Annotated in this window: 36 protein-coding genes; 19 read left to right on the top strand and 17 right to left on the bottom strand. The window is 66.1% G+C overall.

The window, feature by feature from the left end; genetic code table 11:
* Window positions 1–21: 21 nt before the first annotated feature.
* Complete coding sequence (locus tag ACODTA_RS24410) at window positions 22–2,835, bottom strand: bifunctional diguanylate cyclase/phosphodiesterase (RefSeq protein WP_489069545.1); 2,814 nt, start codon at window positions 2,833–2,835, stop codon at window positions 22–24.
* A 157-nt stretch (window positions 2,836–2,992) separates the two neighbouring features.
* On the opposite strand from ACODTA_RS24410, the gene ACODTA_RS24405 reads away from it, so the two are divergent.
* Window positions 2,993–3,394, top strand: a complete 402-nt coding sequence (locus tag ACODTA_RS24405) for a GFA family protein (RefSeq protein WP_489069543.1) — start codon at window positions 2,993–2,995, stop codon at window positions 3,392–3,394.
* 139 nt (window positions 3,395–3,533) lie between these two features.
* The gene (locus ACODTA_RS24400) at window positions 3,534–4,490 is read left to right on the top strand and encodes a hypothetical protein (RefSeq protein ID WP_489069541.1); all 957 of its coding nucleotides are present in this window, start codon (window positions 3,534–3,536) and stop codon (window positions 4,488–4,490) included.
* A gap of 142 nt (window positions 4,491–4,632) precedes the next feature.
* Here the strand turns inward: ACODTA_RS24400 and ACODTA_RS24395 are convergent, their stop codons facing one another.
* Window positions 4,633–5,007 (bottom strand): hypothetical protein, encoded by a 375-nt coding sequence (locus ACODTA_RS24395; protein WP_489069539.1) that lies wholly within the window; start codon window positions 5,005–5,007, stop codon window positions 4,633–4,635.
* Between the two features lie 111 nt (window positions 5,008–5,118).
* Between ACODTA_RS24395 and ACODTA_RS24390 the strand changes: the two genes are divergently transcribed.
* On the top strand, window positions 5,119–5,619 hold the full coding sequence (locus ACODTA_RS24390; protein WP_489069537.1) for a hypothetical protein: 501 nt from the start codon (window positions 5,119–5,121) through the stop codon (window positions 5,617–5,619).
* A 50-nt stretch (window positions 5,620–5,669) separates the two neighbouring features.
* On the opposite strand, the gene ACODTA_RS24385 is transcribed toward ACODTA_RS24390, so the two are convergent.
* Window positions 5,670–6,035 carry a hypothetical protein gene (locus ACODTA_RS24385; protein WP_489069535.1) on the bottom strand — a complete coding sequence of 122 codons (366 nt, stop codon included), beginning with the start codon at window positions 6,033–6,035 and terminating at the stop codon, window positions 5,670–5,672.
* A gap of 4 nt (window positions 6,036–6,039) precedes the next feature.
* The gene (locus tag ACODTA_RS24380) at window positions 6,040–6,447 is read right to left on the bottom strand and encodes a hypothetical protein (protein WP_489069533.1); all 408 of its coding nucleotides are present in this window, start codon (window positions 6,445–6,447) and stop codon (window positions 6,040–6,042) included.
* 109 nt (window positions 6,448–6,556) lie between these two features.
* Here ACODTA_RS24380 and ACODTA_RS24375 point away from each other — a divergent pair, with 109 nt between their 5' ends.
* Both ACODTA_RS24375 and ACODTA_RS24370 read left to right on the top strand, forming a co-directional pair.
* On the top strand, window positions 6,557–7,075 hold the full coding sequence (locus ACODTA_RS24375) for a hypothetical protein (protein WP_489069531.1): 519 nt from the start codon (window positions 6,557–6,559) through the stop codon (window positions 7,073–7,075).
* A 49-nt stretch (window positions 7,076–7,124) separates the two neighbouring features.
* Window positions 7,125–7,685 (top strand): energy transducer TonB, encoded by a 561-nt coding sequence (locus ACODTA_RS24370; protein WP_489069529.1) that lies wholly within the window; start codon window positions 7,125–7,127, stop codon window positions 7,683–7,685.
* A 151-nt stretch (window positions 7,686–7,836) separates the two neighbouring features.
* On the opposite strand, the gene ACODTA_RS24365 is transcribed toward ACODTA_RS24370, so the two are convergent.
* Entirely contained in the window at window positions 7,837–9,882 is a 2,046-nt protein-coding gene (locus tag ACODTA_RS24365; RefSeq protein ID WP_489069527.1) for a phage portal protein, read from the bottom strand.
* A 134-nt stretch (window positions 9,883–10,016) separates the two neighbouring features.
* On the opposite strand from ACODTA_RS24365, the gene ACODTA_RS24360 reads away from it, so the two are divergent.
* Both ACODTA_RS24360 and ACODTA_RS24355 read left to right on the top strand, forming a co-directional pair.
* Entirely contained in the window at window positions 10,017–10,406 is a 390-nt protein-coding gene (locus ACODTA_RS24360) for a hypothetical protein (RefSeq protein ID WP_489069525.1), read from the top strand.
* A 118-nt stretch (window positions 10,407–10,524) separates the two neighbouring features.
* Window positions 10,525–11,004, top strand: a complete 480-nt coding sequence (locus ACODTA_RS24355) for a lyase (RefSeq protein WP_489069523.1) — start codon at window positions 10,525–10,527, stop codon at window positions 11,002–11,004.
* A gap of 112 nt (window positions 11,005–11,116) precedes the next feature.
* On the opposite strand, the gene ACODTA_RS24350 is transcribed toward ACODTA_RS24355, so the two are convergent.
* Complete coding sequence (locus tag ACODTA_RS24350) at window positions 11,117–11,473, bottom strand: hypothetical protein (protein ID WP_489069521.1); 357 nt, start codon at window positions 11,471–11,473, stop codon at window positions 11,117–11,119.
* Window positions 11,474–11,616: 143 nt separating this feature from the next.
* On the opposite strand from ACODTA_RS24350, the gene ACODTA_RS24345 reads away from it, so the two are divergent.
* The 4 genes from ACODTA_RS24345 (at window position 11,617) to ACODTA_RS24330 (ending at window position 13,444) form a co-directional block, all read left to right on the top strand.
* Window positions 11,617–12,261 (top strand): glutathione S-transferase family protein, encoded by a 645-nt coding sequence (locus tag ACODTA_RS24345; protein ID WP_489069519.1) that lies wholly within the window; start codon window positions 11,617–11,619, stop codon window positions 12,259–12,261.
* A 94-nt stretch (window positions 12,262–12,355) separates the two neighbouring features.
* A complete protein-coding gene (locus ACODTA_RS24340; RefSeq protein WP_489069517.1) occupies window positions 12,356–12,697 on the top strand; it encodes a hypothetical protein in 342 nt (113 codons plus the stop codon).
* A 67-nt stretch (window positions 12,698–12,764) separates the two neighbouring features.
* Window positions 12,765–13,178 (top strand): VOC family protein, encoded by a 414-nt coding sequence (locus tag ACODTA_RS24335; RefSeq protein WP_489069515.1) that lies wholly within the window; start codon window positions 12,765–12,767, stop codon window positions 13,176–13,178.
* A 59-nt stretch (window positions 13,179–13,237) separates the two neighbouring features.
* Complete coding sequence (locus tag ACODTA_RS24330; RefSeq protein ID WP_489069513.1) at window positions 13,238–13,444, top strand: hypothetical protein; 207 nt, start codon at window positions 13,238–13,240, stop codon at window positions 13,442–13,444.
* A 22-nt stretch (window positions 13,445–13,466) separates the two neighbouring features.
* Here the strand turns inward: ACODTA_RS24330 and ACODTA_RS24325 are convergent, their stop codons facing one another.
* The 3 genes from ACODTA_RS24325 to ACODTA_RS24315 form a co-directional block, all read right to left on the bottom strand.
* A complete protein-coding gene (locus ACODTA_RS24325; RefSeq protein ID WP_489069511.1) occupies window positions 13,467–13,988 on the bottom strand; it encodes a hypothetical protein in 522 nt (173 codons plus the stop codon).
* A 222-nt stretch (window positions 13,989–14,210) separates the two neighbouring features.
* Window positions 14,211–14,726: a barstar family protein gene (locus ACODTA_RS24320; protein WP_489069509.1), complete on the bottom strand. Its 516-nt coding sequence runs from the start codon at window positions 14,724–14,726 to the stop codon at window positions 14,211–14,213.
* A 53-nt stretch (window positions 14,727–14,779) separates the two neighbouring features.
* Complete coding sequence (locus tag ACODTA_RS24315; RefSeq protein WP_489069507.1) at window positions 14,780–15,364, bottom strand: hypothetical protein; 585 nt, start codon at window positions 15,362–15,364, stop codon at window positions 14,780–14,782.
* 252 nt (window positions 15,365–15,616) lie between these two features.
* On the opposite strand from ACODTA_RS24315, the gene ACODTA_RS24310 reads away from it, so the two are divergent.
* The 3 genes from ACODTA_RS24310 to ACODTA_RS24300 all read left to right on the top strand — a co-directional run bounded on the left by ACODTA_RS24310 (window position 15,617) and on the right by ACODTA_RS24300 (window position 17,052).
* Window positions 15,617–16,102 (top strand): hypothetical protein, encoded by a 486-nt coding sequence (locus ACODTA_RS24310; protein ID WP_489069505.1) that lies wholly within the window; start codon window positions 15,617–15,619, stop codon window positions 16,100–16,102.
* Between the two features lie 120 nt (window positions 16,103–16,222).
* Window positions 16,223–16,654, top strand: coding sequence for a hypothetical protein (locus ACODTA_RS24305; protein WP_489069503.1), 432 nt, complete (start codon window positions 16,223–16,225; stop codon window positions 16,652–16,654).
* A 200-nt stretch (window positions 16,655–16,854) separates the two neighbouring features.
* On the top strand, window positions 16,855–17,052 hold the full coding sequence (locus ACODTA_RS24300) for a hypothetical protein (protein ID WP_489069502.1): 198 nt from the start codon (window positions 16,855–16,857) through the stop codon (window positions 17,050–17,052).
* A gap of 71 nt (window positions 17,053–17,123) precedes the next feature.
* Here ACODTA_RS24300 and ACODTA_RS24295 read toward each other — a convergent pair whose 3' ends face one another.
* The 3 genes from ACODTA_RS24295 to ACODTA_RS24285 form a co-directional block, all read right to left on the bottom strand.
* A complete protein-coding gene (locus tag ACODTA_RS24295) occupies window positions 17,124–17,585 on the bottom strand; it encodes a hypothetical protein (RefSeq protein WP_489069500.1) in 462 nt (153 codons plus the stop codon).
* 127 nt (window positions 17,586–17,712) lie between these two features.
* Entirely contained in the window at window positions 17,713–18,081 is a 369-nt protein-coding gene (locus ACODTA_RS24290) for a DUF805 domain-containing protein (RefSeq protein WP_489069498.1), read from the bottom strand.
* A gap of 91 nt (window positions 18,082–18,172) precedes the next feature.
* Window positions 18,173–18,421 (bottom strand): hypothetical protein, encoded by a 249-nt coding sequence (locus ACODTA_RS24285; protein ID WP_489069497.1) that lies wholly within the window; start codon window positions 18,419–18,421, stop codon window positions 18,173–18,175.
* A 208-nt stretch (window positions 18,422–18,629) separates the two neighbouring features.
* Here ACODTA_RS24285 and ACODTA_RS24280 point away from each other — a divergent pair, with 208 nt between their 5' ends.
* Both ACODTA_RS24280 and ACODTA_RS24275 read left to right on the top strand, forming a co-directional pair.
* Window positions 18,630–18,959 (top strand): hypothetical protein, encoded by a 330-nt coding sequence (locus ACODTA_RS24280; RefSeq protein ID WP_489069495.1) that lies wholly within the window; start codon window positions 18,630–18,632, stop codon window positions 18,957–18,959.
* A 133-nt stretch (window positions 18,960–19,092) separates the two neighbouring features.
* The gene (locus tag ACODTA_RS24275; protein WP_489069494.1) at window positions 19,093–19,524 is read left to right on the top strand and encodes a DUF805 domain-containing protein; all 432 of its coding nucleotides are present in this window, start codon (window positions 19,093–19,095) and stop codon (window positions 19,522–19,524) included.
* On the opposite strand, the gene ACODTA_RS24270 is transcribed toward ACODTA_RS24275, so the two are convergent.
* The gene (locus ACODTA_RS24270; RefSeq protein WP_489069492.1) at window positions 19,521–19,757 is read right to left on the bottom strand and encodes a hypothetical protein; all 237 of its coding nucleotides are present in this window, start codon (window positions 19,755–19,757) and stop codon (window positions 19,521–19,523) included. The genes ACODTA_RS24275 and ACODTA_RS24270 overlap by 4 nt on opposite strands.
* Before the next feature lie 283 nt (window positions 19,758–20,040).
* On the opposite strand from ACODTA_RS24270, the gene ACODTA_RS24265 reads away from it, so the two are divergent.
* The 3 genes from ACODTA_RS24265 (at window position 20,041) to ACODTA_RS24255 (ending at window position 21,853) form a co-directional block, all read left to right on the top strand.
* Window positions 20,041–20,685, top strand: coding sequence for a glutathione S-transferase family protein (locus tag ACODTA_RS24265; RefSeq protein ID WP_489069490.1), 645 nt, complete (start codon window positions 20,041–20,043; stop codon window positions 20,683–20,685).
* A 164-nt stretch (window positions 20,686–20,849) separates the two neighbouring features.
* Window positions 20,850–21,128 (top strand): hypothetical protein, encoded by a 279-nt coding sequence (locus ACODTA_RS24260; RefSeq protein WP_489069488.1) that lies wholly within the window; start codon window positions 20,850–20,852, stop codon window positions 21,126–21,128.
* A gap of 164 nt (window positions 21,129–21,292) precedes the next feature.
* The gene (locus ACODTA_RS24255; RefSeq protein ID WP_489069486.1) at window positions 21,293–21,853 is read left to right on the top strand and encodes a YkgJ family cysteine cluster protein; all 561 of its coding nucleotides are present in this window, start codon (window positions 21,293–21,295) and stop codon (window positions 21,851–21,853) included.
* A gap of 270 nt (window positions 21,854–22,123) precedes the next feature.
* Here ACODTA_RS24255 and arsH read toward each other — a convergent pair whose 3' ends face one another.
* The 4 genes from arsH to ACODTA_RS24235 are packed head-to-tail and all read right to left on the bottom strand — an operon-like array spanning window position 22,124 to window position 24,648.
* The gene (gene arsH / locus ACODTA_RS24250) at window positions 22,124–22,867 is read right to left on the bottom strand and encodes an arsenical resistance protein ArsH (RefSeq protein ID WP_489069742.1); all 744 of its coding nucleotides are present in this window, start codon (window positions 22,865–22,867) and stop codon (window positions 22,124–22,126) included.
* Window positions 22,854–23,894, bottom strand: a complete 1,041-nt coding sequence (arsB, locus tag ACODTA_RS24245; protein WP_489069484.1) for an ACR3 family arsenite efflux transporter — start codon at window positions 23,892–23,894, stop codon at window positions 22,854–22,856. Before arsB ends, arsH begins: the two co-directional genes overlap by 14 nt.
* The gene (gene arsC / locus ACODTA_RS24240; protein ID WP_489069482.1) at window positions 23,891–24,304 is read right to left on the bottom strand and encodes an arsenate reductase (glutaredoxin); all 414 of its coding nucleotides are present in this window, start codon (window positions 24,302–24,304) and stop codon (window positions 23,891–23,893) included. The genes arsB and arsC overlap by 4 nt, the downstream gene beginning before the upstream one ends.
* An 11-nt stretch (window positions 24,305–24,315) precedes the next feature.
* Complete coding sequence (locus tag ACODTA_RS24235) at window positions 24,316–24,648, bottom strand: ArsR/SmtB family transcription factor (protein ID WP_489069480.1); 333 nt, start codon at window positions 24,646–24,648, stop codon at window positions 24,316–24,318.
* Between the last annotated feature and the right edge of the window lie 1,128 nt (window positions 24,649–25,776).

Here is a 25,776-nt window from a genome sequence, read left to right as displayed (position 1 = left end):
ATCCGCCGGGGATGCGCCCCGTCAGCCCACCGCCGCGATCCGCGTCTGTGCGGGGGCCGGTTCCGCCGGGCGGGGCGCCAGCGGGTGGGCCATGGGGCGGCCCCAGAAATAGCCCTGGGCCTCGTCGCAGCCCTCGTGGCGCAGCAGGCGGAGCTGTTCCTCGCTTTCCAGCCCTTCCGCCAGCACGGGCACTTCCAGGCTGCGGCCCAGCGCCAGCACCGCGCGCACGATGGCGCGCGCCTGATGGCTCGTCTCGGATTCGAGCAGGAACGACCGGTCGATCTTGATCTTGTCGAACGGGAATGAATTGAGCGTGTCGAGCGACGAATAGCCCGTGCCGAAATCGTCGATCGCGATCGATACGCCCAGCGCCTTGATCTGGCGCAGGATGTGGAGCGCGCGCTGCTTGTCCGCGACAAAGGCGGTTTCGGTGATCTCCAGTTCCAGCCGGGTGGCGGGCAGCCCGGAATCGAGCAGCGCCAGCGTGACGATGTTGATCAGGTCGACATGCATGAGCTGCACGGCGGACAGGTTCACCGCCACGCGATAGGGCTGTTCCCACTGCGCGGCTTCCATGCAGGCGGTGCGCAGCACCCATTCGCCGATGCGGATGATCTCGCCGCTTTCCTCGGCGATCGGGATGAATTCCTGTGGAGAGACCCAGCCGTCGCGCGCGTGGCGCCAGCGCAGCAGCGCCTCGTAACCCGTCACCTCCTCCGTGCTCACCGAACGCTGCACCTGATAGGCCAGGCTGAATTCGCCGCGCGGGATCGCCTCGCGCAGGTCGTTGGCGATCACGCGGCGGGCGCGGGCGGCCTCGTCCATGCCCTGTTCGTAATAGCAGATCTGCCGCCCCACCGTATCCTTGGCGCGGTACATGGCGAGATCGGCGTTGTTCAGGATCTGCGCCTGGCTGCGCCCGTCCTCGGGATAGACGGCGATGCCGATGCTGGCGCCGGGGATCACGGTCACCCCGTCCAGGTCGATCGTCTCGTTCAGGCAGCGTTCCAGCCGCGCGACGAAATCGGCGATCTCATGTTCCTCGCGAAACGGCTTGAACGCCGCGAATTCGTCGCCGCCGAAACGCGCGACCATCTCGCCGCCCTCCAGCACCGCCTGCATCCGGTCCGCCAGCGCCTTCAGCACCAGATCGCCCAGCCCGTGGCCGTGCGCGTCGTTGATCTCCTTGAAGCGATCGAGGTCGATGCCGATCACGCCCAGGCGGCTGCCCGCGCGCTCGGCGCGCTGGATCTCGGCGGCCAGCCGTTCATTGTAATGCACGCGGTTGGGCAGGCCGGTCAGCCCGTCATGCAGCGCCATATGCTCGATGCGCTGTTCGGCGCGGCGGCGTTCGGTGATGTCGTCGAAGGTGGTGACCCAGCCGCCCTCCGCGGTGGGGCGGTGAGAGATGGAGAGCGTGCACGCCTCGGTGAAGGGCACGATGACGGTGCCGCCGCCCGGCTGGCCGATGATCGCGCGGTGGCGGGCGATCACCTCGTCCAGCAGCGCGGGCGCCACATCGCCCCCCGCGCGCTTGGCCAGGCCCAGGCGGAACACGTCGGTGAACGGCATGCCCGCCGGGCATTCGCCGGGCGCGATGCCGAATATCTCGCCCACGCGATTGTTGGAAACCACCAGCCGGTCGTCCGGCCCGAACAGGCACAGCCCCTGCTGCATGTTGGAAAGCGCGGCGTTCAGATTGCCGGTCATCGTCTCCAGCGCGTCCTGATGCGCCTTGTGGCGGGTCATGTCGCGCGTGATCTTGGCGAAGCCGTGAAAACCGCCATCCTCGTCATGCACCGCCTCGATCGAGACATGCGCCCAGAAGCGGCTGCCATCCTTGCGATAGCGCCAGCCCTCGGTCTCGAACCGGCCATGGTCGCGCGCCGCGTCCAGCCCGCGCCGCGCCGCGCCGGCGGCGCGGTCCTCCGCCGAATGGAAGGCGGCGACGTCCAGCCCCAGCGCCTCGCTTTCGGCATAGCCCTTCAGCCGCTGCGCGCCGGCGTTCCAGCTCGTCACATGGCCGTCGGCGTCGAGCATGTAGATGGCGCAATCGCTGATGCCGCGCACCAGCACGCCGAACTCGCGCTCGCTCGCCACGATCGCGGCGCGCGCGCGGCCGCTGAGCAGCGCCGCCAATATGCCGAAGGCGAGCACGCCGAAGGCGGTGGCCGCCACCGCGATCGCCATCGCGATCGGCGACAACAGCGTTGCGCCGTCCGCCGCCTCATGGCTGGGGATCACCGTGATCGCGGCCATGCCGGTGAAGTGCAGCAGCACGATGGCGAGCACCAGCAGCAGCGCCGCGCCGATCGCGGAGCGCACGTCGCGGCGATCCAGCGCCAGCGTGAGCGCGGGCGCCACCGGCACGATCGCGAACAGGATGGATGCGGACACATAATCCGCCGACCAGCGGAACTCGCCGGGAAACTCGACCGCGGCCATGCCCAGATAATGCATCGATGCGATGCCCGCGCCCACCGCGACGGCGGCCAGCACGCGCATCGCGGGCCGTCGGCCCGTCAGCGCCAGCCCGAAACCCAGGCTGGTGGAGGCCACGGCCACCGCCAGCGACGCGGCGGTCAGCCCCAGCGCATAGCCGACGACGACGCCCGGATCATAACCGATCATCGCCACGAAATGGGTGGCCCAGATGCCGAAACCGCTCGTCACCCCGGCGGCGCCCAGCCACACGCGGCGCGGCCCCCCGGTGGCGGAACGCGCATGGCGCAGCAGCATCACCGCCGCGAACGACGCGGTGACGCAGATCAGCGCCGCGAGCACGACGAGACGCAGGTCGTGATCATTCTGGATACAATAATAGAAACGCAACATGCTGGCCCGACCCTGATACCCCAACCGCCCAGTGGGGGCCGAACCCTCAAATAATGGTTAAAGCTTTGCCGATCTGGTGGGTTTTGGGCGGGCAGCGTCCGAATCATGGGCGTCCGGCGCGCTTCCACCCGGCCCGATCCCGTCCTATCATCAGGGCATGACGCACCGGACGGCCACCTGCGGTTGCGGACAGCTCCGCCTTGCCTGCCAGGGCGAACCCGTCCGCATCTCGATCTGCCACTGCCTGGAATGCCAGAAGCGCACGGGCAGCGTCTTCGCCGCGCAGGCGCGCTTTCCGGTCGGGAACGTGGCGATCGCGGGCCGATCCTCGCAATGGACGCGGGTGGGCGACAGCGGCACCGCCGCCACCTTCCATTTCTGCCCCGAATGCGGATCGACCGTCTATTGGGAACCCAGCGCCTTCCCCGGTTTCATCTCGATCGCGGTCGGCGCCTTCGCCGATCCGAATTTCCCGCCGCCAGGGGTGTCGGTCTATGAGGAACGCCAGCACCCCTGGGCGATGAACGCCGGCGCATTGCCGCTGGAGCATCATTTCTAGGGAGATCGCACCTCCCCCAGCGTTCGGGCTGAGCGGCGGCGCACCATCCTGATACATTCCCCGTATCCCGCCCCGCATCCCCTCGACGCGCGCCGATCGCCGCGTCATGAATGGGGCGGGGAACATGGGTGGGGGAATCATGGCCGGCACGGATACGGGCACGACCGTCAAGGCGGCGCGGCGGCGGGGATCGCGATCGCTGCTGACGTTCGTGATCGAGATATTCTCGGTGGTCAGCGCCGCGTCCTTCTTCCTGTCGGCCGCGATCAACACGGTCGTGTTCCGCATGTGGGGCGTCAATTTCCTGTCGGTCGCCTCGCCGTCGGACGTGGTCATGTCCGGCATCAACCTGGCGGTGCAGGCGTCGCTGGCGATCGGGGTGGGCTGGCTGTTCTGGGCCAGCCAGGCATCGGCCGATCGCTGGAACCGGATCGCTGGCCGCGTCGGCGTCGTCCTGCTCGTCCTCGCCTATCTGGTCCGGCGGTCGATCAGCCACGCCCATGCCACCGGCTTCAGGGGTGCGGAATGGATCGAGGCGTTCCTGGCCCCGGCGCGGATCATCGCGCTCAACGATCATTGGTACCCCAGCCAGATGTGGCTGATGATCGCGCTGGCCGCGCTGATCGGCATGCTGATCGCCAATTACCGGCTGATCCATCTGCGGGTGCAGATCGTCTTCATCGCGGTGCTGATGCTGCTGTCATTCCATCTGATCGATAGCTGGCTGACGGTGATGAGATGGGGCGGCTATCTGGCCGATCCGATCGCGTACAAGCCCGAGACATTCGGCCGCAACATGATCCTGTGGAGCGGCGATCGGGCGCTGATCGCCCGCAAGCAGGGTGGCTCCGTCTTCATCGTCCATTCGCCCGAATCCTTCGCCGCCGATCTGGGCGGCGACGGCCTGGCCACGGTGAAGAATGGCGACGCCTATGTCGCCCGGCAAAAGCTGGAGGAAATCAGCGCGGCGCTGAAGGCCAGGAAGGCCCACCGCGACAAGGTGCTGGAAATCTGCACCCGCAACGCGGCCAGGATGCAGGTCGATTGCGCGGAGATCATGCGCGCCTTCGACGCCGCCGAACAACAGGCCCGGTAACCCGCCGTCGCGGCCCGCCAACCCAGCCCGTCATGCCGGCGCAGGCTGGCATCTCCCGACGGACTGAGCGCGATCCGGCTGGCAGGCCCCAGCCCGCGCCGGGCTGATGCATGGGGCGGGACTCCAGCGGGCTCCCGCCGCGTCAATCCTGGCAGAAATGCACGGGCATGCCGTCGCGCAGCACATTCATGCAGCCCACCCGCGAAACCGCTTCGCAGGTGCCAACGGTCAGCGGCGGGGTTCCGGCATACCATTTGTAATCGTCCGGCAGGGTGCAATCGCCGATGCAATCCGATCGCGCCCGGCAGGTCTTTCCCGCATCGGCGAAGACGCGCTCGCAAAACCAGCGGCGGCGTTCGGCCGCGCCATAGCCGCGCGGCGTGCCGCCCTCCGCGACGCAGGCCGCGCGCAGCTCCGCATCCGTAGCGGGGGGCGTCACGGCGGGCGCGGCGGCGGGCTGGGCCGCGCCGCCAAGCGCGAGCGCCAGTCCGGCCGCGATGATGGCGACGATCCGCATGGCCGCAGCCTAGCCCGCCACGGCGCCCGCCGCCAGGGCGCGATGGGCGGATTGCATCATCCCCGCCAGCCGATATCACCCTGTCGCAACGGCTTGCGAGGAGAGGGCGACATGCGGAACAGGCTGGCGGCGGGGGCCGCGATCGCGCTGGCGGGCGCGCTGTGCGGCATCCTGCTGTGGAGCTGGGTCCGCGATACCGGATGGACCGAATATCGGGGCGTGGCCACGTGGCTGATCAATACGGAATATCCCAACACCGGCGAACCGCCGCCGCCGCCGACCGGGCCGGATCCGGAACAGGAGCCGATCTGCGACATGATGCGCGCCGCCACCGGCCTTGGCCCCGACGAACTTGCCTATGGCACATCGCTGCCCGCGCGAGGCTTCACCCGCATCGATCACGACGCGCTGCGGCGCCAATGGGAAGAACTCGGCGTGGCCGGGCGGCTGCGCGTCACGCTGTTCGGGGTGTCGCATCAGGATCAGGCGGCGATCGCCACGGCCACCACCACCGATAGCTCGCGGCTCCGCGTCCATGCCTGGATCGAGCAGGCGATGAGGGCGTGCGAATGGCAGGCCCGCGCCCTGCGGCTCAGCCGTCCACGGCGATGATCGGCATGGCGGGGCGATGGTGGGGGGCGATGGCGGGGGGCGGCGACGCCTCACCCGTCCCGCCGCGTCTCCGCCTTCACCCCCGCCAGCAGCCCGTCATGGATCCGCGTCATCAGCGCGCGGGCGTCGGCGGGCGTCCTGAACCCGATATCGATCGCGAAGCTCTCGTCCAGCAGCGGCCGGATATCCTCCACGCCCTCGGCCACGGCGTTCCAGTCGCGCCATTCCTTCAGCACGGCGCGGCGGTGATCGATCGATCCGTCCCCCGCCGCCGCCGCGATCGCCCCCTCCAGCGATCCGTACAATATGTCGAAATCCTGATTGAAATGGCAGGCGATTAGGTTCGAGAGCAGCGGCCAGCGCCGCTCCGCCCGCGCGCGCCGCGCCCGATGCGCCTCGCGCCGCGTGCGCCCCATCAGCTCACGTCCACGTCATCGGCGGCGTATAGCTGGTGCGCCGCAACCCGCCAAAAAACGCGAGCATGGCGGACAGGGTCAGCGCCTCGCCCATGTCCAGCGGCTGCCCGATCAGGCCGCACCAGAAAATGTGCATGCCGATATACATCGGAAAATCCCGCGCGGTGTGCACCGCCGCGTCGAGCGGCCTGATCATCAGCGCGATCTCGCCGCCCGCGCGCCGGATCTTGTGGATGCTGTGCCGGTTCTTCAGCCACATGGCGCCGGTGCAGAGCGCCGCGACGAACACGAACAGCAGGGCCAGGCCGCTCCAGTGGCCGCCCGGCCGAATCCCGATCCACGCCAGCGCGCAGGCCGAGAGGATGAACGCCGGCACGATCGCGATCACGCCCCAGACCCAGTCCCACTTCATCGCCCCGCCCCGGCCTCCACACGCCACATCCGCGCAGGATCGACGATTCCGGCCGGTTCCGCAACAGGCGGCAACGCGCCGTTAAGCGCGCGGCGCTACGCTCCCCCGGATGCGCACCCGAACGGCGATCATCGCGGCGGCAGTCGCCACCGGCCTGGCCTGCGCCGCCGCGCCGGCCCATGCCTGCCCCGTGCCCCTGCCGCTCGATCTCGACGATATCTGGACAGCGGACGCGGTGGTGATCGGCCGCATCTCCAACTACCGGATCATCCCCAGGGTGGAGGCGCGGACGGGCCGGGAGCAATCGATACCGCGCGGAATCTCCGCCAGGCATGCCGTTTTCGACGTGACGGTGGACGAGATATTGCTCGGCAATCCGCCACGGACATTCCGGATGGACTGGAACAACGACAGGTTCGCGGAACCGAAGACGATGGCCGCCGGCTCCTATCTGATCGCGCTGCGCGCGACGCTGCCCACCGCCCCCTTCCGGCCCATGCTGACGGACGCGCCCTTCCTGCTGCTGCAACAGGATTGTTCCCGGCCGTTCCTGCTCGAAGCCGGCGGCGCGGAAGCGGCCACGGCGCGCGCGATGCTCAGCGGCATCCCGCGCCGGCAACCCCGCTGAACGAGACGGCCGGTTTGACGGCGCCCCGCGAATCCGCTTTCGTCGCGCCATGATCCGCCGCCAGGCCGCCGCCCTGCCCATCGCCCTGCTCGCAGCCACGGGCGCGGCCGCGCAGGACGACGGGAAACAGGCGGGATCGGCGGCCGGATCGGGGGCCGAACAACCCGCCGATCCGAACTGGGCGAAGGTGCGGCCACCGGGCCTGCCGGACATGTTCAAGCCCAGCCTGCCCGGCATCTACACGCCCGGATCGGCCCGGCCGCCCGGCGCGGATCTGCCCTCCAACAATTTGCCCCGGCTCAACGCCATCGAACCGATCAGCCCGGAGGAAGCCGGGCGGCGGATGTCTCGCTGGATCACGCGCGACGATTATCCGGTCGCGGCGATCAAGGCGCGGGCGCAGGGCAGCACCACCATCACCTGGACGATCGGCGTGCTCGGCTTCATCACCGATTGCCATGTCGTCGTCTCCAGCGGCAACGCCGATCTCGACGCCGCGAGCTGCGAAAACCTCACCCGCCGCGCCCGCTACCACCCCGCGATCGACAATTACGGCAACCCCATCCCCACCCAGCGCACCAAGACCATCCGCTGGGTGCTGCCGGAATAGGGGGCTGCACCACCTCCGTCAGCGCGAGAATCCGGGAATTTCCTTGTCGCTTCGGGCCGGTTCCACTATATCGGTAATCAGAGCCGCGCCCCGCTTCGGACGTTTAGCCTGGGGATCTAGCATCAGGCAGCGCGGACACTCCCCTCCCCCTTCACGGCGCTTTCTGCTTGTCCGTCAGCTCGTGCAGCGTGTGCAGCGACACGGTGTGCTTGCGCACCGCGAACACGCCAACATAATCCCGGCCATGGCGGCGGGTGTGCGCTTCGATCAGCGGAGAGCCCTTGTGTTCGGCGGGGATGCCGCGAATGACCCGCCCGTTGTTCAGCAGATGGTGCGCGGCCGCGATGTCGAACTGGGTGATCGGTTTCTGGCCGCGCCTGCGTTCGCCCACGCCCATATGCTTGCGGATGTGCATCACCGCCGATCCGTCGACCGCGATCGATTTGGGCTGGCCGTTCGGGCGCGTCGTCGAAAGGCCCAGCGCCGCCAGCCGCTTCGTCGCCTTGGGTGAAAGTTCGCCCAGCCGCACACCGCGCTGGTCGATCGCGCCGTTCAGCGCCGCTTCGACATAGGTGACCGCCGCCGCGTTCGATTTTCCGAACACCGAAAGCGAGGTGGAAATGCCCGTGCCACTGGGGGCGAACTGCCCGCCGCGCGACGATCCGGCCGGATAGCGGTTCGGATTGTAATCACCGAAAGGGTGGGTGCCCTTGCGGCCGGCCTCCGTGCTGGCGGCGGCGCGCGATTTCGGCTTCGCGACTGTCTTGCCGGTCGGGCTTTCCCCCGCCCCGGCGTCTTCCGCGTCCCCGGCTTCCGCCTCTTCCTCCGCGTCCTTTTCCGTCGCCTTGCCGCCGTCCGGATCGGGGAAGCGTTCCGCCTCCGGGATCGCGGCCAGCGCGCTTTCCAGGCCGGGGAGGTAGCCGCGCTCGGTCATGAAGGTCTGCACCGCGCGCGAAAGCGCCGCTGGCGGGACCAGGCCGGTGCCCTGCAACTTGCCCACCGCATCCATCGCGGTGCTGAAGATATCGGCTTCCTCACGCGCCGTCGGCGTGGTGAGCGGCGGGAAGCGGAACCAGATATCGGCGCCCGCGATGCCCGCGCCCACCCCGGCGGAGGGGATCAGCACGCGATCGATCAGTTCGAGCTGGGGGCGCAGGTCGCTGTCCTGCCCGGCCTGGATGCGATCGTAATAATTGGTCAGGTCGCCGTCGCCGGTGGCGTTCATGCCCTGCGGCGAACGGCCGAGCAGCCGGGTGGCGGGGATATCGGCGGCGCCCGCGACAAAGCCCATGAAGGCGTTCATCACCTCCGGCATGCCCGCCCAGTTGATCTGGCGGGTATCCCATTCCTCGCCGCGCTCGCCGCCCGATCCGCCGTCCAGGATGCGCGTGTTCCAGATCGACTTGAAGCTGTTGGCCACGGCGACGCGCTTTTGCAAAAGCTGCTCACCCGCCTCGGTCGCCACCAGATCGATCAGGCCGGGGATGGAGACGGTGTCCAGCCTGGCCTCGTGGATCAGGCTGGCGAAACCGGCGGTGGCGGTGTCCGCATTGTTCACCGCCTCGTCGATCGACTGGATGACGCTGTCGCCCCAAAAGGCCTGTTCGGCGCTCGCCACGCCCAGATCGGGCACGGGCCGCCCGCGAAAGACGACCACGCGAGAGGGGTGGATGCGGGTGCGCCCGCCCCCGCCCGCGCCATTGCCAGCGCCGCCTATGGTGAAATGATCGGGCATCCCGAAAATGTCGGACGCGGGATCCTTGACGATCGGCCCCAGCCCCAGCCGCCAGCGGCTGACGACATGGATGTAGCGCAGCGCGCCGGGGCGCAGGTTGCGCGGATTGAGCGGCAGGGCGGGATCTTCATTGCCCACGCCAAGGATGATCGCGCCGCCGCCCAGCCGGCCCAGGATCAGCGCCTCGCGCACCCTGGCCCAGAGCTGGACGCGCTTCTCCTCGGCCTCCAGCCGCGCGATATCGGCCTGTGGCGCCTGCCAGTCGCGGCGCTCGCGCGTCATGTCGAGCGCGGGCAGGTCCACGATCTTGCGGACGAGCCACGACACGCGATAGGCCGCGTCGATCCTGTCCGGCGTGATCTGGTTCAGGTGGTGGAAGGATCGGGTGCGTTTGTCGGCGGGTGTGCCCAGCCCCGAGGCGAGATTGACGAGACCGTCCGAAATGCGCTGCACGATGCCCATTGCGCGGGTTTATGCGGCGGCGGTTCGGCGCTCCACCGCCGTCAGCGATGCGGGGCGCGGGCGCGCGGCCCGGCGCCGTTGACTCCGCCCGGCCGATACACGAGCTTGCGCGCCGACCGTGAGGCGGGAAAAGCATGGAATCGCTCGACAAGGCCATCGCGGACGTGAGGGCGCTCAACCACAGGCTGAGGCAAGGCGCGCTGTTCCTCGCCTGCTATGGCGGAAACAACAGCGCGGCGGATTTCTTCCGGAGCCTGGAGCATTTCGGGTTCGCGCGCGAGGATGTGCTGGTCCTGTCGCTGACCCCCGATGGCGACGATACCCTTATCGGCAGCTTCGTGACGCGATCGGGCCGGATCTACGGTTTCGACGTCGACCTGGACGACCATCGATATTCCCGGATCACCGAGCACCTGCCCGATCCCCATCCGCGCGGGACCGCGAAATCGCGCTCAAGGGGATATTCTGAACGGATCATCGAAGCCCTGCTGCCCGAAGCCTTCCTGCCCCCCCGCGCGCCGTGATGATCCGATCGCTCATCCGCCCAGCCTACACGAAAAATCGCGCGCGTCAGGCCCCGGCGATCGCGCGCGAAACGCCCCGGCATTGCCCGCTCCCGCGCATCATGCCACCCAGCCGCGCATGGCGGACCGTTACGAGCCGAGCTCCGATTTCCTGAAAGCCGTGGCGGCGGACGAAGTGCCGCTGTCGGGCAGCGAGATGGCGGCGGCCAATCTGAGCCTGCTGATCGCGATGACGCGCGACGCCGATCCCTCCAACCGCGACTGGGCGACGCTGCTGCTCGCGCAGGAGGAGATCGACACCCCGCCCGTGCAGGATGCGCTGCTGCACGTGGCAGAAAATGCGGCCGAGGACGCGGTGGTGCGCGTCCAGGCGATATGGGGCCTCGCCCGCCGTGATCCCGCCATTGCCCTGCCTTTCGTTCAGGCGGCGCTGCGCGGCGAATCCGTGGACGAGCTCATGCTGGAAACCGCCCTGCTTTGCGCCCATCCCTCGCTGATCGCGGACCTCCGCATCTGGGCCGAACCCTCCGAAGATCCGGACATGGACGAACTGGCCGCCCAAGCCCTCGCCGCCTGCGAAGCCGCCGGGGCGGAATGACGCGCCGGGGTATCGCGGCGATCATCGCGCCCGTCGCGCTACCCGCCCGTCCGCGCGCCATGGACCGCCATCGCCTTGCGCGCGATCCGCAGGCTGTGTCCGTCGGTCGTGCTCAGGCCCCCTGCCCCGCGCCGTCGGCGGCCAGGCCGATCCGGGCCAGCCGGAGCAGTTGAGGCAGCGCCGTCCGCATCATCGCGATCAGCGCGGCATTCTCGTCGAAACGGTCGTCGGCGGGCAGCACATAGGGCGGCTGCTGGATGAGGCAGGCCGCCACCACTTCCGAAGACGGCCAACTGCCCGATCGCATGTCCTCCACCATGCCGGTATCCGGCCGGGTGGAGACCGCGACCGCGCCCATGCAATGCTCGTCGTCCAGCCGGCGAACGAACCACGGCCCCGGTGTCGCCACCCCGGCCAGTCGTTCCAGCCTGTCCAGATCATCCGCCGTCATCGCCGCCCCCTTTTTCATCGCGGCAGCATAGTCGCGCGCCGGGGCGTTGTGGAAGCGCGGCGATCCAGCCAGCGCCGCGCCCTGCCCGGCTGCGCGCGGCCGTGGTTCCTGCTATCGAGGCGCGGCGGCGCGATACGCGCGGACTGGAGAGGTGCCGAAGCATGAGCGAGACGCTGACGATCTTCACCTATGACTGGGTGCCCAGGGGACCGCGCGGCTTTGTGCGCGATCTGCGGCTGCGCTGGGCGGCGGAGGAAGCGGGGCTGGATTACGCGATCGGCGCGGTGCCGTTCGAGGATCGCCAGCCGAGCCATTTCGCGCACCAGCCCTTCGGGCAGGTGCCCTTCCTCACCGAAGGCGACATCTCGCTCTTCGAAAGCGGCGCGTGCCTGCTCTATCTGGCCAGGAAGAGCGAGATATTGATGCCGCGCACCGCGCGCGGCGAGGCGGAGACCACCGAATGGGTGATCGCCGCGCTCAATTCGATCGAGATGGTCAGCGTGCCCTGGTGGTTCCTCGGGCTTTCGGGCGATCATGAAAACGGCCTGTCGGGCTGGCTGGACAGCCGGCTGGCGCATGTGGAAACCGTGCTGGGCGGGCGCGAGTGGCTGGTGGAGGGCCGCTTCACCGTCGCCGATCTGCTGATGGCGGACGTGCTGCGCATCCCCCAGGTCCGCGCGCGCGGCGATCGCCCCGCGAGCGAGGCCTATATCCGCCGCCTCGTCGACCGCCCCGCCTTCAAAAAGGCGCATGCCGACCAGATGGCGCATTTCGCGGCGGCGGACGAAAGCCGGGCGGCGGGCTGAACGCACGGGATCGGCGGCGCGCATGGGAGGCCCGAAAGGAAGATCGGCAAAGCCCCGGTTTGCCGCGATCGCGCACATTCGATAGTCTGGCGACATGGAGATCGATAGCCCGCACTATCGTGCATATGGCTATTATGCCGATAGCTTCATGTTTGAATTTACGCATCCGGTTGACGCGGCATGCGATGCCGAGATGATCGACGATCTGCGCGAGCAGATCACACCTGATCCCGGCGATATGCCCGACAGCTTTTGCCATGCTGATCTGTTCTTCTGCCACGGCGACGATGTGAAGCTGATCGGAACCTGGGTCATCACACCCGATGAAGACAGGTTGCCGAACGCCACCTGGCATCCCGGCGGCTGGGCCGATCGGCCAAGGCCGTCCAAGGAAACGGCGCTTCGCTTCCTGCAACAACTCGACCGACCCGCCTGACGCGCCGCTTTCCTGACAAAGCGGCTCCCATGTTGAGCGGGATCGGTCACGACCGTATCATCACGGGATGGGCATAAGCGGATTGAACCACATCACGCTGGCGGTCGCCGATCTCGAACGGTCGCTCGCCTTTTATCGCGATGTGCTCGGCTGCACGGTGCGGGCGGTCTGGCCCGACGGCGCCTATCTGGAGGCGGGATCGCTCTGGCTGTGCCTGTCGCGCGACGATCGGGCGCGGTCCGCCCCCCACCCGGATTATACCCATATCGCCTTCAGCGTGGCCGACGCGGATTATGACGCGCTCCGCGCGGCGCTGACCGCGCGGTGCGTGATCTGGAAGGAGGACAGGAGCGAAGGCGCGTCCACCTATTTCCTCGATCCCGACGGGCACAGGCTCGAAATCCATCTGGGCACGCTCGAAACGCGGCTGGCCCATTATCGGCGGGATCCGGCCAGCGGCGTGCAGGTGATCGACGCCTGACGCGCACGCGCTTGCCGAAACCGGGGGAAGCTTGCAATCATGCCATCGCGGAGGGCTTCATGGCTTTGGTTGAAGTGATCGAAGGCGAGGATTCGACAGAGCCGCTATTCGTTGCCGAGTTCGACTTTCTGCCGCGCGTTGGCGAACATCTTGCCCGCGATACGGACGGCTATTTCCAATATTATCACATCGTCAAGATCTGGCATCGGCAAGATACGGCGGACGGTGCCTTCCGGGCGTGCATTCTTGTCACGCTCGACGATTGACGTGCGATCCGCTTCCAGCGGATCACAGAATGCCCTTGGGCGACAAGCTGCTGAGCAGATATGGGTTGTACCAGTCCGGATCCTCGAGGGACTCCGGGGAGTGGAACCTGGCATATGACATGATCACCCTGTTCGCGGAGTCCCCCTGCCACACGAAACGGCACCGCTTCTCGAAGCCGGGCGCCTCGACGCAAAGGCGTTCGCCACCGCGAAACGGCTCCGTATGCCAACGGCCGGCAAATGTGCGCGCGGCTCGCTGGCATTCGGACCTTTGCCACTGGCCATCCGCCAGGAATCGCTCTTGAGGCCAACAGCCTCCGAACTCGTTCATCTGAACCTTTACACCTGGAAATGGTTCGTACCCTTCGTCCATATCCAGGGTGCGATTCGCGAAAAGCACCTTGATCTGCTGTCCGGTGAGCGGAAGCCAGCGTGGCGCCGCCAGTCTCAAGGGCGGCTTCCGATCGACAGGCGAAACAGCCGGCGCATCTGATTGCGCCGGTTCCGCGGCGATTGCCTGGCCAACGCCCGCCAATGCCGACATTGCTATCGCCATCCACGATATCATGCGTGACAAGTCTGACATGTTCGGGTGGTTATCATACGCCCCGGATCGCAGCCACCGCCCAGGATAGTGAAGTGCCGATTGCCTGTTCCTCGCGGGGGGTGAACGGCGGAAAGCCGGGGCCTGGAGAGCGGCGGAGAGGCAGCGGAGCTTCCACCGCTCCCCCGGCGCCAGCGGCTGCCGCCGCCCCGATTCCGGACGCTAGAGACCCCGATCCCGGTTCGTCCACTCCCTCGGATTCCAGTTCGCCCTTCGTCCGCCGATCCCCGAGACGGCGTATTGATTGTCGTTGGTCTGCACCAATGCGACCAGCAATCGACCTGACAGCAGATGGTCCCGAGCCGCATTTTCGATGATGTCGAGAACGGCATGGGCTGTCTGGGGGCTCTTCGCGGTGAAATCATGAAAGCCCAGGAAGACAAGGGCGCTTCGGCCGGACGGCCCGAACGGGAAATAGCGCATGCCATCGGTCAACGCGTCCAGATTCCCGTTCCAGAAGCTGTATCCGAACTGCTGCTCCCACTTTAGCGCGTTCGACATCTGCGTGTGGAAACCAGGCGCCTTGCTGCCGAAGACGATCTCGCTTTCCTCATACCCCAGCGCGGCCAGGTCCTTCCGGGCCTCGGAAAGCACATCCCGACTCCAGAACAGATTGACCGCTCCGTTCTGCAGGAGTGGCCAGTCGGCTCGCTGGTAATCGGCTTCGGTCAGGAACATGCTTCCCGAATAACGCCCAGGGCCTCGGCTTTCCATTCAATCTTCCGGCCCCGCTATCCGAAGGTGACCGCCTCGATCCGGCCCCCGTCATTGACGAAGATGTTCACCCGCTCCGCGTCGAAATCGCCGGTGACCACGGTATCCGGCCCGATCAGCCGGCATTTGCGGCCGATCAGCGCGGAAAGCGGCAGCATCGATTCCGCCTCGCCGGATGCCAGCCGGAACGGCAGCGCACGCAGCTTCGACCATGGGAAGCCGTCGCCCGGCCCGTCCAGCGCGGCCCAGGGGAAGGCATCGCCGCCCGGCCCGCGCGCCTGCAGGCCATGCTTGTCCGCCGCCGCCGGATCGTCCGCCAGCCCCGCCGCGCCGATCAGATCCTCGGACGCGCGCAGCACGCGAAAGCCGAGCGCCGCAGCCTCCGCCAGTTGCGCGCGGCTGACGCCCTCGCATTCGAAGCGATAACCCTCGCCCGTCGGCAACAGGCATTGGGCGGCGATCGGCCCCGGCCATTTCATCGCGCGCCGATCGGTCACCTGGATGCCCAGATCGGCCAGCCGCGCCTCGCGCTGTTCGATGCTGATCGGCATGATGAACACGCACTGGCGCGTTCCGTCGCTCGCCCACAAGACGGTGATCATCGGCATTCCCCCCCACCCGAATCGCTGATGGGGCGCACGCTATCGCGGCACGGGCATGGCGGATCGGCCAGATTGATCCGTTTCGCTTCGTACCGCGCGGACGGTTCCCCCGCCCGCCACGGCGGGGGCCAGATACTGCCACCCAATTTGAATAGCGATTTCTTGACAGTCGGTTAGCTGGAATGTCTCCTCCCCGTCCGGCCTGGGGGCGGGCCGCATGGGGGAAATATGATGCCGGCAATGTCGAGGCGCGTGCGTTTGTTCCTGATCGCGGCGGGCGGGGTTTTGCTGATGGCCGGACCGGCGCAGGCGAGCGACAGTTGCGACGGTGGCTGGCCGACATGCTGGAAACCGGAGATCAGGATCGGATCGGGCGGTGGCGGATCCAAGAAGAGCGCCAGGTCCGCGCCATCGACCGTGCTGGAGCCTGACCCCGTCCATCAGGCGCCCGGCTGCCACGCGCCCTATCGCGCGCGCAACCTCACCGGCCGGCGGATCAATGTGATCGTGCTCGAACGCTGGAAGCAAGCGGGGCCGGGATGCAACATCACCGGAGAGGAAACGCCCCGGCACCTGATCCTCGGCCCGCGCGACAGCGAATTTCTGGGCTGCTCGACACAGACCAGTTCGATGGGCAATTGCACCGACATCCGCAAATGGCGGATTCCGGAGCAGAAAAAGAAGAAGACACCGAAGAAGAAATGGAGCCGCCCGGACGACAACGGACCGCGCCACTAGGTCGCTTCCGTCACGGTTCCGGTCCGCCGGATGCCTGAACGGATGGCGGACGGCAATCTTGCGGGGCGGTCGCGATCTTCGCCATTGCCCTGGCCGAACGGCGCTGCCAGCATATCCCGCATGCGCATTGAACCCGACGATTATGAACGCATGCGGCGATGGCTCGGCTTCATGGCGCCAAGGGTTTTCCCGCCCGAGCTGCTGACGGCGGAGACCGATCCGCTGGCCGCGCTGGATCGCATCGCCACCGGCTCGGCCGCGCGGGCCCGGCGCGGCCTGGGCATGGCGATCGGGGATATCGTCGAGTTCACAGGCGGCTGGCCCGCCGGCGAGGTTTCGAAGATCGACGACATGTTGTCGCACGCGGAACTGCCGACGCTGACGGCGGTGCGATCGCGGTTCTCGAAGGTCATTCAGCGGGTGCTCCGGCGCGGACGGATCAGGAATGAGGACGAGTTCCACGCGGTCCGCAACGCGGCCGAGCAGCCGGGCGCGGACGCCCCCGCCCTATGGCCGCTTCTGGCGACCTATGAGGCGGAACGGGCGCGATGATCGCTTTTTCCTTGCCATGCCCAGGGCGCACTGAAACCAGGCGGTCGTCGGCCGGGCGGAGTGGAAAGCCGGCGCGATCCTGTTAGGGCTTGGGCATGTTGGTGGAATCGATCGCCATATACAGGGGCCCGGGCGGCGATGAACGCGGCCGCGTTTGCCGAAGAGATGACGGCCTGTTCCAATATGCGCTCGAACGCCTCATGCTGGAAGCCGATGAATATCTGGAAACCGATGAATATTATGCCTATTGGAGCCCGTCGGGGGAGAAATCCGGCATCTATGGCGAAGAAGCGGCGGTAACGGCGGCGCTGCTCGCCAGATTGCCCGGAGCCGAAAGGATCGACGGCGGTCAGCGGGTGAGCATCAACCTCGATACCGGATATTGGCCCGATCCATGAATCGCGGCTGCGTGCCGTATCGATGAATTGCCTGCCGGCATCATGGCCGGGCGTGTTGCGATCACCGCCCCCTAGCGCCCCTGCCCCGCGCCATCGGGATCGTTCCTGCACGTCACCTCGCCGCTGTCGCCTTCGGCGAAGCTCTCGGTCAGCATGCCGCGATTGACGACGAAACGCCCCTTGAACAGCCCGGCGCCGTCGCCCGAAAACCATATCCTGGCGGCATGGCCGGGGCGCGGCGGGCGTGAATTGATTTCGACGAAACCGCCCATGCGATCGAAACCGACGCCTTTCACCGTCCATCGGCGGGACGCCGCGGATGTGCGCCCGTAATCATCGCCCAATATGTTCGACGGATCCTCGAAGCTCGCGCTTTTCGGCTTTCCCGAGGCGCGCAGGCCGAGAATGATGTTCACCGCCTGCGGATCGGCCGGCGGCCCCCCGTCCTGATCGCTCGCGAACACGCATTCCAGCCGGAACCCCGGCGACGGCGCCTGCGCCGCGAGCGCGAGAACGATCAGCATCAGGCTCATCGCGCGTTTCTGGCACCGTCAGCGAATGCGGGCAATCGGGGCGCTTGCCGATGGTCGTTTTCCGCTCGACCAACCCGTGGGCATTTTCAAGGGCCTATGCACGTGCTTGACCCGTCGCCCACCACCGCTAATCGCGAGGATCGTCGCCGTACGAGTTCGGCCCATCCGTTCCAGATTGCACCATCATCACTACCCAGAAAAGCCAACCTATAACAGGGACCAGACCGAGAAGGATAAACCACCAAGGTTTGTCAATATCATGTAGACGGCGTACGGAAACTGCCAGGTTTGGTAGCGCAAAAGCCAGAATAAGGACTGCGATTAACGGCAACGAAGCCGATTCAGCACTTGCTTCATCGGCTACAAAAAGTCGTATGGAATTGACGAGAACCGCAATCAGCAGAAACTGTACCAGAAAGTACGACCAAAATTCGCGCCGAGTGGATCGCCCCTGAAAAACAGCATAGAGTCGCAGCGGTCTAATCACCCAGTTCATCTTGCTCTACCCCTAGCGACCTGCTCCGCTCGTTTAACATCCGGCAAAAGCAGCGGCTAGTCAAATACAACGCCTGGTGCACGTGACAACGTCATCGGCCGCTGTTGTTGCGTTCCACACGGACATAAAAATCGTGAACCACCTTGCCGGCGATGCAATCGAGCGCATGTCGGGTGGCCCGATCATTGACGAGGATCATCTCGCTACCGTGATCGGTGTCCAGTCCACGCCACTTGAAGCTGCCCACTCCACAGCTCAACGCCGCTTCGCTCAACGCCTGAACGGGATCGGTCTCCACCGTCGCCCCTTCGCGATCGGCCCAGCGCAACGTTCCACGCAAGAGGCGCCCAGCAGGATCGTCGCGATCATTCCGATCTCCCTTGTCGCGCGAAGGCCGCGATCGACGCCGATTGTGGAGAACTCCGGCCGCCGCGTCGATGCCCCATTCGGGGCGATCGATGCCTCTCGGTTTCCGGGGCATGCCATGCCATTCTCCTGCGGCCGCTACTGGGGCATCGGGGCACGGGCGGGAAAAGGGATAACCAGGCATGTCGTGCTATCAGGAAGGTCAGGTCTGGCATTATCGCACCCGCCCGGGTGAAGAACGCTCATTGGTCAAGATACAGCGCATCGACGAAAGCCCCGATGCCGATGAGACCATTTTTCATATTTCGCTGATTAGATTGGCCTGGCGCTTCGGCGACGCCCTTCCACATGCTCCGGTATCGCGATCGACGCTGGACCGGAGCGTGACACATCTCGCCGCTGTTTTCCCTGATTTTCCGTCGGTGGAGGAAGGCATCGCCGAATGGAAGCGCGCTTCGGGCGGCGTCTATGCCGTATCGCTCGCCGAAATCGTGGAAATGGGCGATTTCTGAGCGTCCGCAAGCGGCGCGCATTCCGTCAACCTGCCCTCCGTCCCGCGCCCGCCCGATGGCCTCAAGCCCCCGTCCACACCGAAGCGCCGCAACCGGGTGGCAAGCGCACCTCCAGACGGGTACAGGATAAGCCATGACCTGGAACATGGGCGCCTTTGCGGAACGCGCGCGCTATCGGCCCGCGTCGATTGCCCTGCTGCTCGCGTCCAATCTTGTGGTCGCGGGCGTATTCCTCGGAATTCCTGAATGGATCTGTTTCCCGATCTTCCTGTTCCTGTCGATCGTGCTGACGGTGATGACCTATCGCCGCCTTCGCGACGGCGGATTTTCCGGCGCATGGGTCCTGCTGCAGATTTTCCCGATCGGCATCGGACCGACATGGCATCTTTCGGATCACCTGACGGCCCATCCCGCTGGATTCATCATCAGTTGCGTGCCGATGATCCTGGCCTGGCTCGCTCCCGCCAATTCCGGAGCACCCGCCGGGGCTGAAGCCGCTCAGGCGCGAGCCATGCCCATATCGGTGCGCCCGCGCGAGGACGGGCATTTGCGCGCGCGGCGCTAAACCTCCCCCTGCTTGTTGCGGTCCTCGCCCTCGTTCTCGCTTTTGCCGATCCGTTCGATCACTTCCTGCTTGCGGGGATCGAACAGGATGGAGAAGGCCAGCCCGATCGCGAGCACCGCGCCCGCCATTCCGCCCCGGCCGCCCTTGCGCGCCGATTTGCGCGCGGCGACGATCGCGAAGGGCAGGGCCACGGCGATGAGGAGGATCAGCCCCGCCACGATCATCGATTGCATGAAGCGCCCCTCCGCATGCCCGAGCGTCCGCCGGGCCTTGCCCGAAGATAGGGCGGCGTCCGGCGATCGGCCAGTGGGCGCGCCGCCCTCACCCGATCGCGCACGTCGCCCTCCCGATCACGTGCCCGGCGCCCCGCGCGAAGGCGGTTCCCATCCGGCCCGTGCCGGTGCAGTTTCCGCCCGCGCGATATTTTCGCGCCCGCCATGTCGATTCCCGGCGCGCCCGTTCGTCGTGAAGACGAACGCGCCGCACCCGGCGGCGCGGGCAAGGAGAGGAACCGTCATGACGATCACCATCACCGCATTCGAACGCTCGCCCGATGGCGGCAAGGGGCTGGCGCGCGATACGCGGGTGCGCTGGGCGCTGGAGGAAGCGGGCCTGCCCTATCAGGTCCGCCTCGTCTCGTTCGCGGCGATGAAGGCGCCGGCGCATCTGGCGCTCCACCCCTTCGGCCAGATCCCGACCTATGAGGAGGGCGATCTGGCGCTGTTCGAAACGGGATCGATCATCCTCCACATCGCCGGGCGCCATCCCGGCCTGTTGCCGGCGGACGAACATGCCCGCGCCCGCGCGATCACCTGGCTGTTCGCCGCGCTCAGCACGATGGAGCCGCCGGTCCACGACCTGACCACCGCGAAGATCCTGGAGGGAGACCGGCCCTGGGCGCGGGACCGCCTGCCGCTGGTGATGGACCGCATCCGCGCCCGGATGGAGCAATTGTCGGCGCGGCTGGGCGATGCCGAATGGCTGGAGGGCGCGTTCAGCGCGGGCGATCTGATGATGGTTTCCGTGCTGCTGCGCCTGCGCATGTCGGGCCTGCTCGACGAATATCCCGCGCTCGCCGCCTATGTCGCCCGCGGCGAGGCGCGCCCCGCCTATCAACGCGCCTTCGCCGCCCAACTGGCGATCAACGCGCCGCCGGGATAAACGACGGCGTCGCAACCCCGCGAACAGGAATGCTTCGGACGATGGGCCGTATCGACTTTCGCGCGAACATGCGGCGCTATCCGGACATGGAACTTGTCAGGATCGCATGTCTTGGCGAGGCAGAGGATCTGTTGCCCGAAGCGATATCGGCCGCCCGCGAGGAATTGTCCGAACGCGGCATTTCAGAAGACCAGGCGAATGCGCTGCTGAACGACATGACGGTGACGAACGCCGCCGAAGCGCCCCGCGATCATCTGGAAATGAGCATTGTCGCCAGGATATTGTTCGTTCCGTTCGCATTCTTCCTGCTGCTGCCCGCGATGATCTGCGCGGGCCTTCTCGGGTTTTCAGGTTACAGGAAAAAGGCTGAACAGGCATGGCTTTCAATCGCCGCCGCCGTGGGGATGCTGGCCATGTTGGTGATCACCCTGATCTTCACCTGACCGAAGATCGCGATGTCGCCAGCCCCCGTCGCGGAACGGGCCGTTCCTGCGCCGTTTCAGCATCAGCATCAGCATCAACGCCGATATCGCGAAACTGACGAAGCAAACCGCCGCGCCGTCCGCCCCTTGCATTCCCCCGGCCGCCAAGGCACGCCGTTCGCGCGATGCCCACCGAAGCCGATCTGGAAACCACCTTGCTGGGGCCGGTCCTCGCCGATCGCGCGTGCGGCGATTGCGTGGCGTGCTGCACCACCCTCACCGTCGACACGCCCGAATTCAGCAAGCCGGCGGGCACGCCGTGCATGCACCTTTCGGCGCGCGGGTGCGGCATCCATGCGGTGCGCCCGCATATCTGCCGCACATGGTTCTGCGCATGGCGCCGGGTGGCGGGGCTGGCGGATGATGCGCGGCCGGACCGTTCCGGCCTGCTCGTCTCGCTCGATTTCGTGCGCGAACCGCGCAATTGCTTCGAGGGCGTCTCTATCATGGTGCGCCTGCTGCCCGGCAGCAAGGCGATCGACAACGGCATGGCCGGCGCGGTGCTGGACGTGCTGTGCGATCGGCTGGTGGCCGTGTGGTTCAGCGACGGATCGAAGAAGATGCTGATGCACCCCCCGAACGAGGTCGCCAGCCTCGTCATCTCCGGCGAACCCGCGCCCGCGCACCTCAGCGCCGAAGTTGCCGCGTGGCGCGCCCAATATGGCATGTTCGCGGCAGAGGGCTAGAGCGGGATGCGCTTAGGTTGAAGCACATCCCGCTCTATTGATTATTTGTTTTCCGCATTTTGCGAGTCGTCAGGTGATCCCACCTGACTTCAAAATGCTCTAGCGCCCGCGCGCCAACATCCGCGCCGCTCCGGCGAAGGCCCAAGGCCGGAGCCCGTGCGACGCCTCCACCCGCATCAGCCGGGTTCCTGATCGTGTTTCAATGGCGGGAATGGCCAGGATTGGTGGTTGGCCGTCCGATAGCTTACGGCAGAACTGCCGTTCAGCGCGCTATGAGCGGGCCGTCGCAATGCTCGACAGGTCTGTGGCCCCGTCGATCGGCACACCGGCTTGTTTGCGCTCGGAATACCGATCGACAAGCTGCTCGCCATGCGGTCGCATCAACACCGTGAAGCGCACCAGCTCCTCCATGACGTCCACGATCCTATCGTAATAGCTCGACGGCTTCATGCGGCCAGCTTCGTCAAATTCCTGGAAGGCCTTTGCGACGCTCGACTGATTGGGGATCGTGAACATGCGCATCCATCGGCCCAGCAGGCGCAGCGTGTTCACCGCGTTGAACGATTGCGATCCGCCCGACACCTGCATGACCGCAAGTGTGCGCCCCTGTGTCGGCCGCATGCCGCCCATGGAAAGGGGCAGGTGATCGATCTGCGCTTTCATGATGCCGCTGATCTGACCGTGCCTTTCCGGGCTGCACCACACTTGCCCCTCCGACCACAGCGACAACTCGCGCAGCTCGTGGACGGCGGGATGATCATCGCCTTTCACCTGATCGGGAAGAGGAAGGTCGCGCGGATCGTAGATGCGCGTTTCGGCACCGAAGAACTGCAACAGGCGCGCCGCCTCCTCAACCGCCAACCGCGAAAACGATCGAGCCCGGAGCGAGCCATAGAGCAGCAGGATGCGCGGGGGCGGCGTGCCATCGCCCAGGCCCAGGGCGGGACGTTCGAGCGCATGGCGGCGATCGAGCGCCGGCAGCAAATCATGGTCGAACACTTCACATAGAGGCATCAGCCGCCCTCCTTTCATACCAGGGCCGCGTACGCTTCACGATCGCCACCACCGACAACATCACCGGCACTTCGACCAGCACGCCCACCACGGTTGCGAGCGCTGCGCCGGATTGCAGGCCGAACACGGATATGGCGGTGGCGACAGCCAGCTCGAAAAAGTTGGATGCGCCGATCAGGGCAGAGGGCGCGGCCACGCACCAGGCCACGCCGAAACGGCGACCAAGCCAATAGGCAAGGCCGGCGTTGAAATAGACTTGAATGAGGATCGGAACGGCCAATAAAGCGATGACGATCGGCTGCGCGACGATCTGTTCGCCCTGAAATCCGAACAGCAACACAAGCGTTGCCATAAGCGAAATCAGGGACACCGGCCCGAGGCGCGCGAGCAGGCGATCGAGCGCGGCCTGTCCACCAGATGCCAGCACGGCGCGCCGCACGAGCTGCGCGGCGATCACCGGCAAAACGATGTAGAGCCCCACCGATAGCAGCAACGTGTCCCATGGCACGGTGATGGACGCCAAACCGAGCAGCAGCCCGACGAGCGGCGCGAAGGCGAAGACCATGATGAGGTCGTTAAGGGCGACCTGGGAAAGCGTGTAGGCCGGCTCGCCGTCACACAGGTTCGACCATATGAACACCATGGCCGTGCATGGCGCGGCCGCCAGAAGGATCAGGCCCGCTATGTATGAAGCCGCCTGACCTTCGGGCAAGAAAGGCGCAAACAGCCACCCGATGAAAATCGTTCCGAGCAGGGCCATGGAAAACGGCTTCACCGCCCAGTTGATGAACAGGGTAATGCCAACGCCTTTCCAGTGCCGCCGTACCGATCCGAGCGCCCCGAAATCGATCTTGAGCAGCATCGGTACGATCATCAGCCAGATCAGCACCGCGACGACCAGGTTGACGCGCGCCACCTCGGCCGCCGCAATCGCCGCGAACACACCCGGCAACAGGTAGCCCAGGGCGATTCCGGCGACGATGCACAGCGCCACCCAAAAGGACAGAAAACGCTCGAACAGTGTCATGGGCGTGCCGGTACGCGTTCGCCGTCCTCTTTGATAAAATCCTCGCGCAAGCCGCCTTCGATCAGCTCGGCTACAGTCTCGGAGGGGCGGCAAAGCTTCACGCCCAGTGGCGAAACGACGAGCGGCCGATTGATGAGGATTGGGTGATCCATCATCGCATCGATCAGCGCCTCGTCGGAGAGCGATGGGTCACCGAGCCCCAGCTCGGCGTAGGGCGTGCCTTTATCCCGCACGAGTTCGCGGGGCGTCATGCCAGCGCGATCGATCAGTTCGACCAGGAGCGCGCGAGAAGGCGGGGTCTTCAGATACTCGACAACATGCGGCTCGATGCCGGCTTTGCGGATCAAACCGAGGGCGTTGCGCGACGTGCCACAGTCGGGATTGTGGTAGATGACGATATCGACGGACACGAGGCGACCTTTCAGCAGCAGGGGGCAAGTTCAGCAAGGAGCGGCGCGCACAGCTCCGCCTTGCCGGCGCAGCAGTCCTTGACGAGGAACAGCGTCAGCGCGCGCAGACCATCCAGATCGGCACGGTAGTTGATCGAGCGGCTATGCCGTTCGGAGCGGACAAGACCGGCTCGTGCCAGGATCCCGAGGTGCGCGGACATGGTGTTCTGCGGCACGCCGAGCTGGCGGGCGATCTCGCCCGCAGCCATGCCTTCAGGCTCATGCCGCACGAGCAGGCGGAATGTATCAAGGCGCGTGCCTTGCGCGAGGGCGCCTAGCGCGACGATAGCCAGCTCATTATCCATATATCCAGCATAGCGGATATATCAGTCATGGCCAGGACTAAATTGAACGGCAGCTATTGGCGGTCCCGCAGGTCCACTCCAACATCTGCGATTGGGGCGATTCCTGCCTGACCGCTCCCGGCGGCGTATTGCAGATCACGAAAGGAGAGGATTGGATGGTTAGCTGTCAATCCCTGATGGCGTCTCAGGATCAGCGAACCCATCGCCAACATCCTCAACGCTAGGGACAAACGCGCAAACAACGCAGAACAATAGCAACGATGCTAGCGTCAGAAGGTCCGGGCGCTTGGCCAAATCCTCATACATTGTGAGTGCTCCGGTGAAGGCGAGATAAGCAATGGCCGTGTAGGCTATGATTTGAAAAAACCCTCTGAGCCTGTTCCGTAATACGTGGCGCACGGCATGCCTCCATCTATGTATTTTGCCTTGGCCTTCTGAGTCCGCAAGTGGGGCGCTTCCTGCCCGGCCGCTCCTGGCAGCGCATTTCCAACCCTGAACGGCGAGGATTGGGTGGTTAGCTGCCGCTCCGGTTTCTAGGGTCGCCAAGCGCAAAAGCGGCCCCGGTAAGGCATCCAGCGAGAGCCTCGCGCTCTCCAACGCTGAATGGTTCGCCCCGGCGGGAGTAGCCTCTCAGGACTCGCCGTTCTCCCTCGTCCACGATATCGACGACGAAGTGCCGAACCGGATTATCGAGCCTTGCCATCGGCCTATCGGACTGTGGTGATTTCCGGTGGCGTAGACTTAGCCGTCCACCCCAGTCCTTTCCTAGACACATTTCCACCCACTCGGTAGGCCTTTGGGTGGAGCCGGTGAACGCAAGTCGCGACGACGCGGGATCGTCAGCATTCATATTAAACGGAATGATGAACAGGATGGCGAACAGAAGCAATCCGCCAGCGACAAGCCACGGTAGAGGCTGCCTTAGCTGAACTGGCCCGCCGAGAGCGTATGGGTTGGGTCGCATGTCTTAGGCTACCATGCTGTGACACTGACGCAACGTCGGCAACGCAAGCGTGGCCGGAGTGGCTGCTTTCGGGAGCCAAACGGTCCGGTCGGAGCGTCCGCCAATGGGGCAATTCCGTTGAAAAAGGCAGCTGCGGCATCGTTGCGGCGGAGTTCACGATGAAG

Source organism: Sphingomonas sp. FG14, from assembly GCF_057809675.1.
This window is presented reverse-complemented; position numbering and strand designations above follow the sequence as displayed.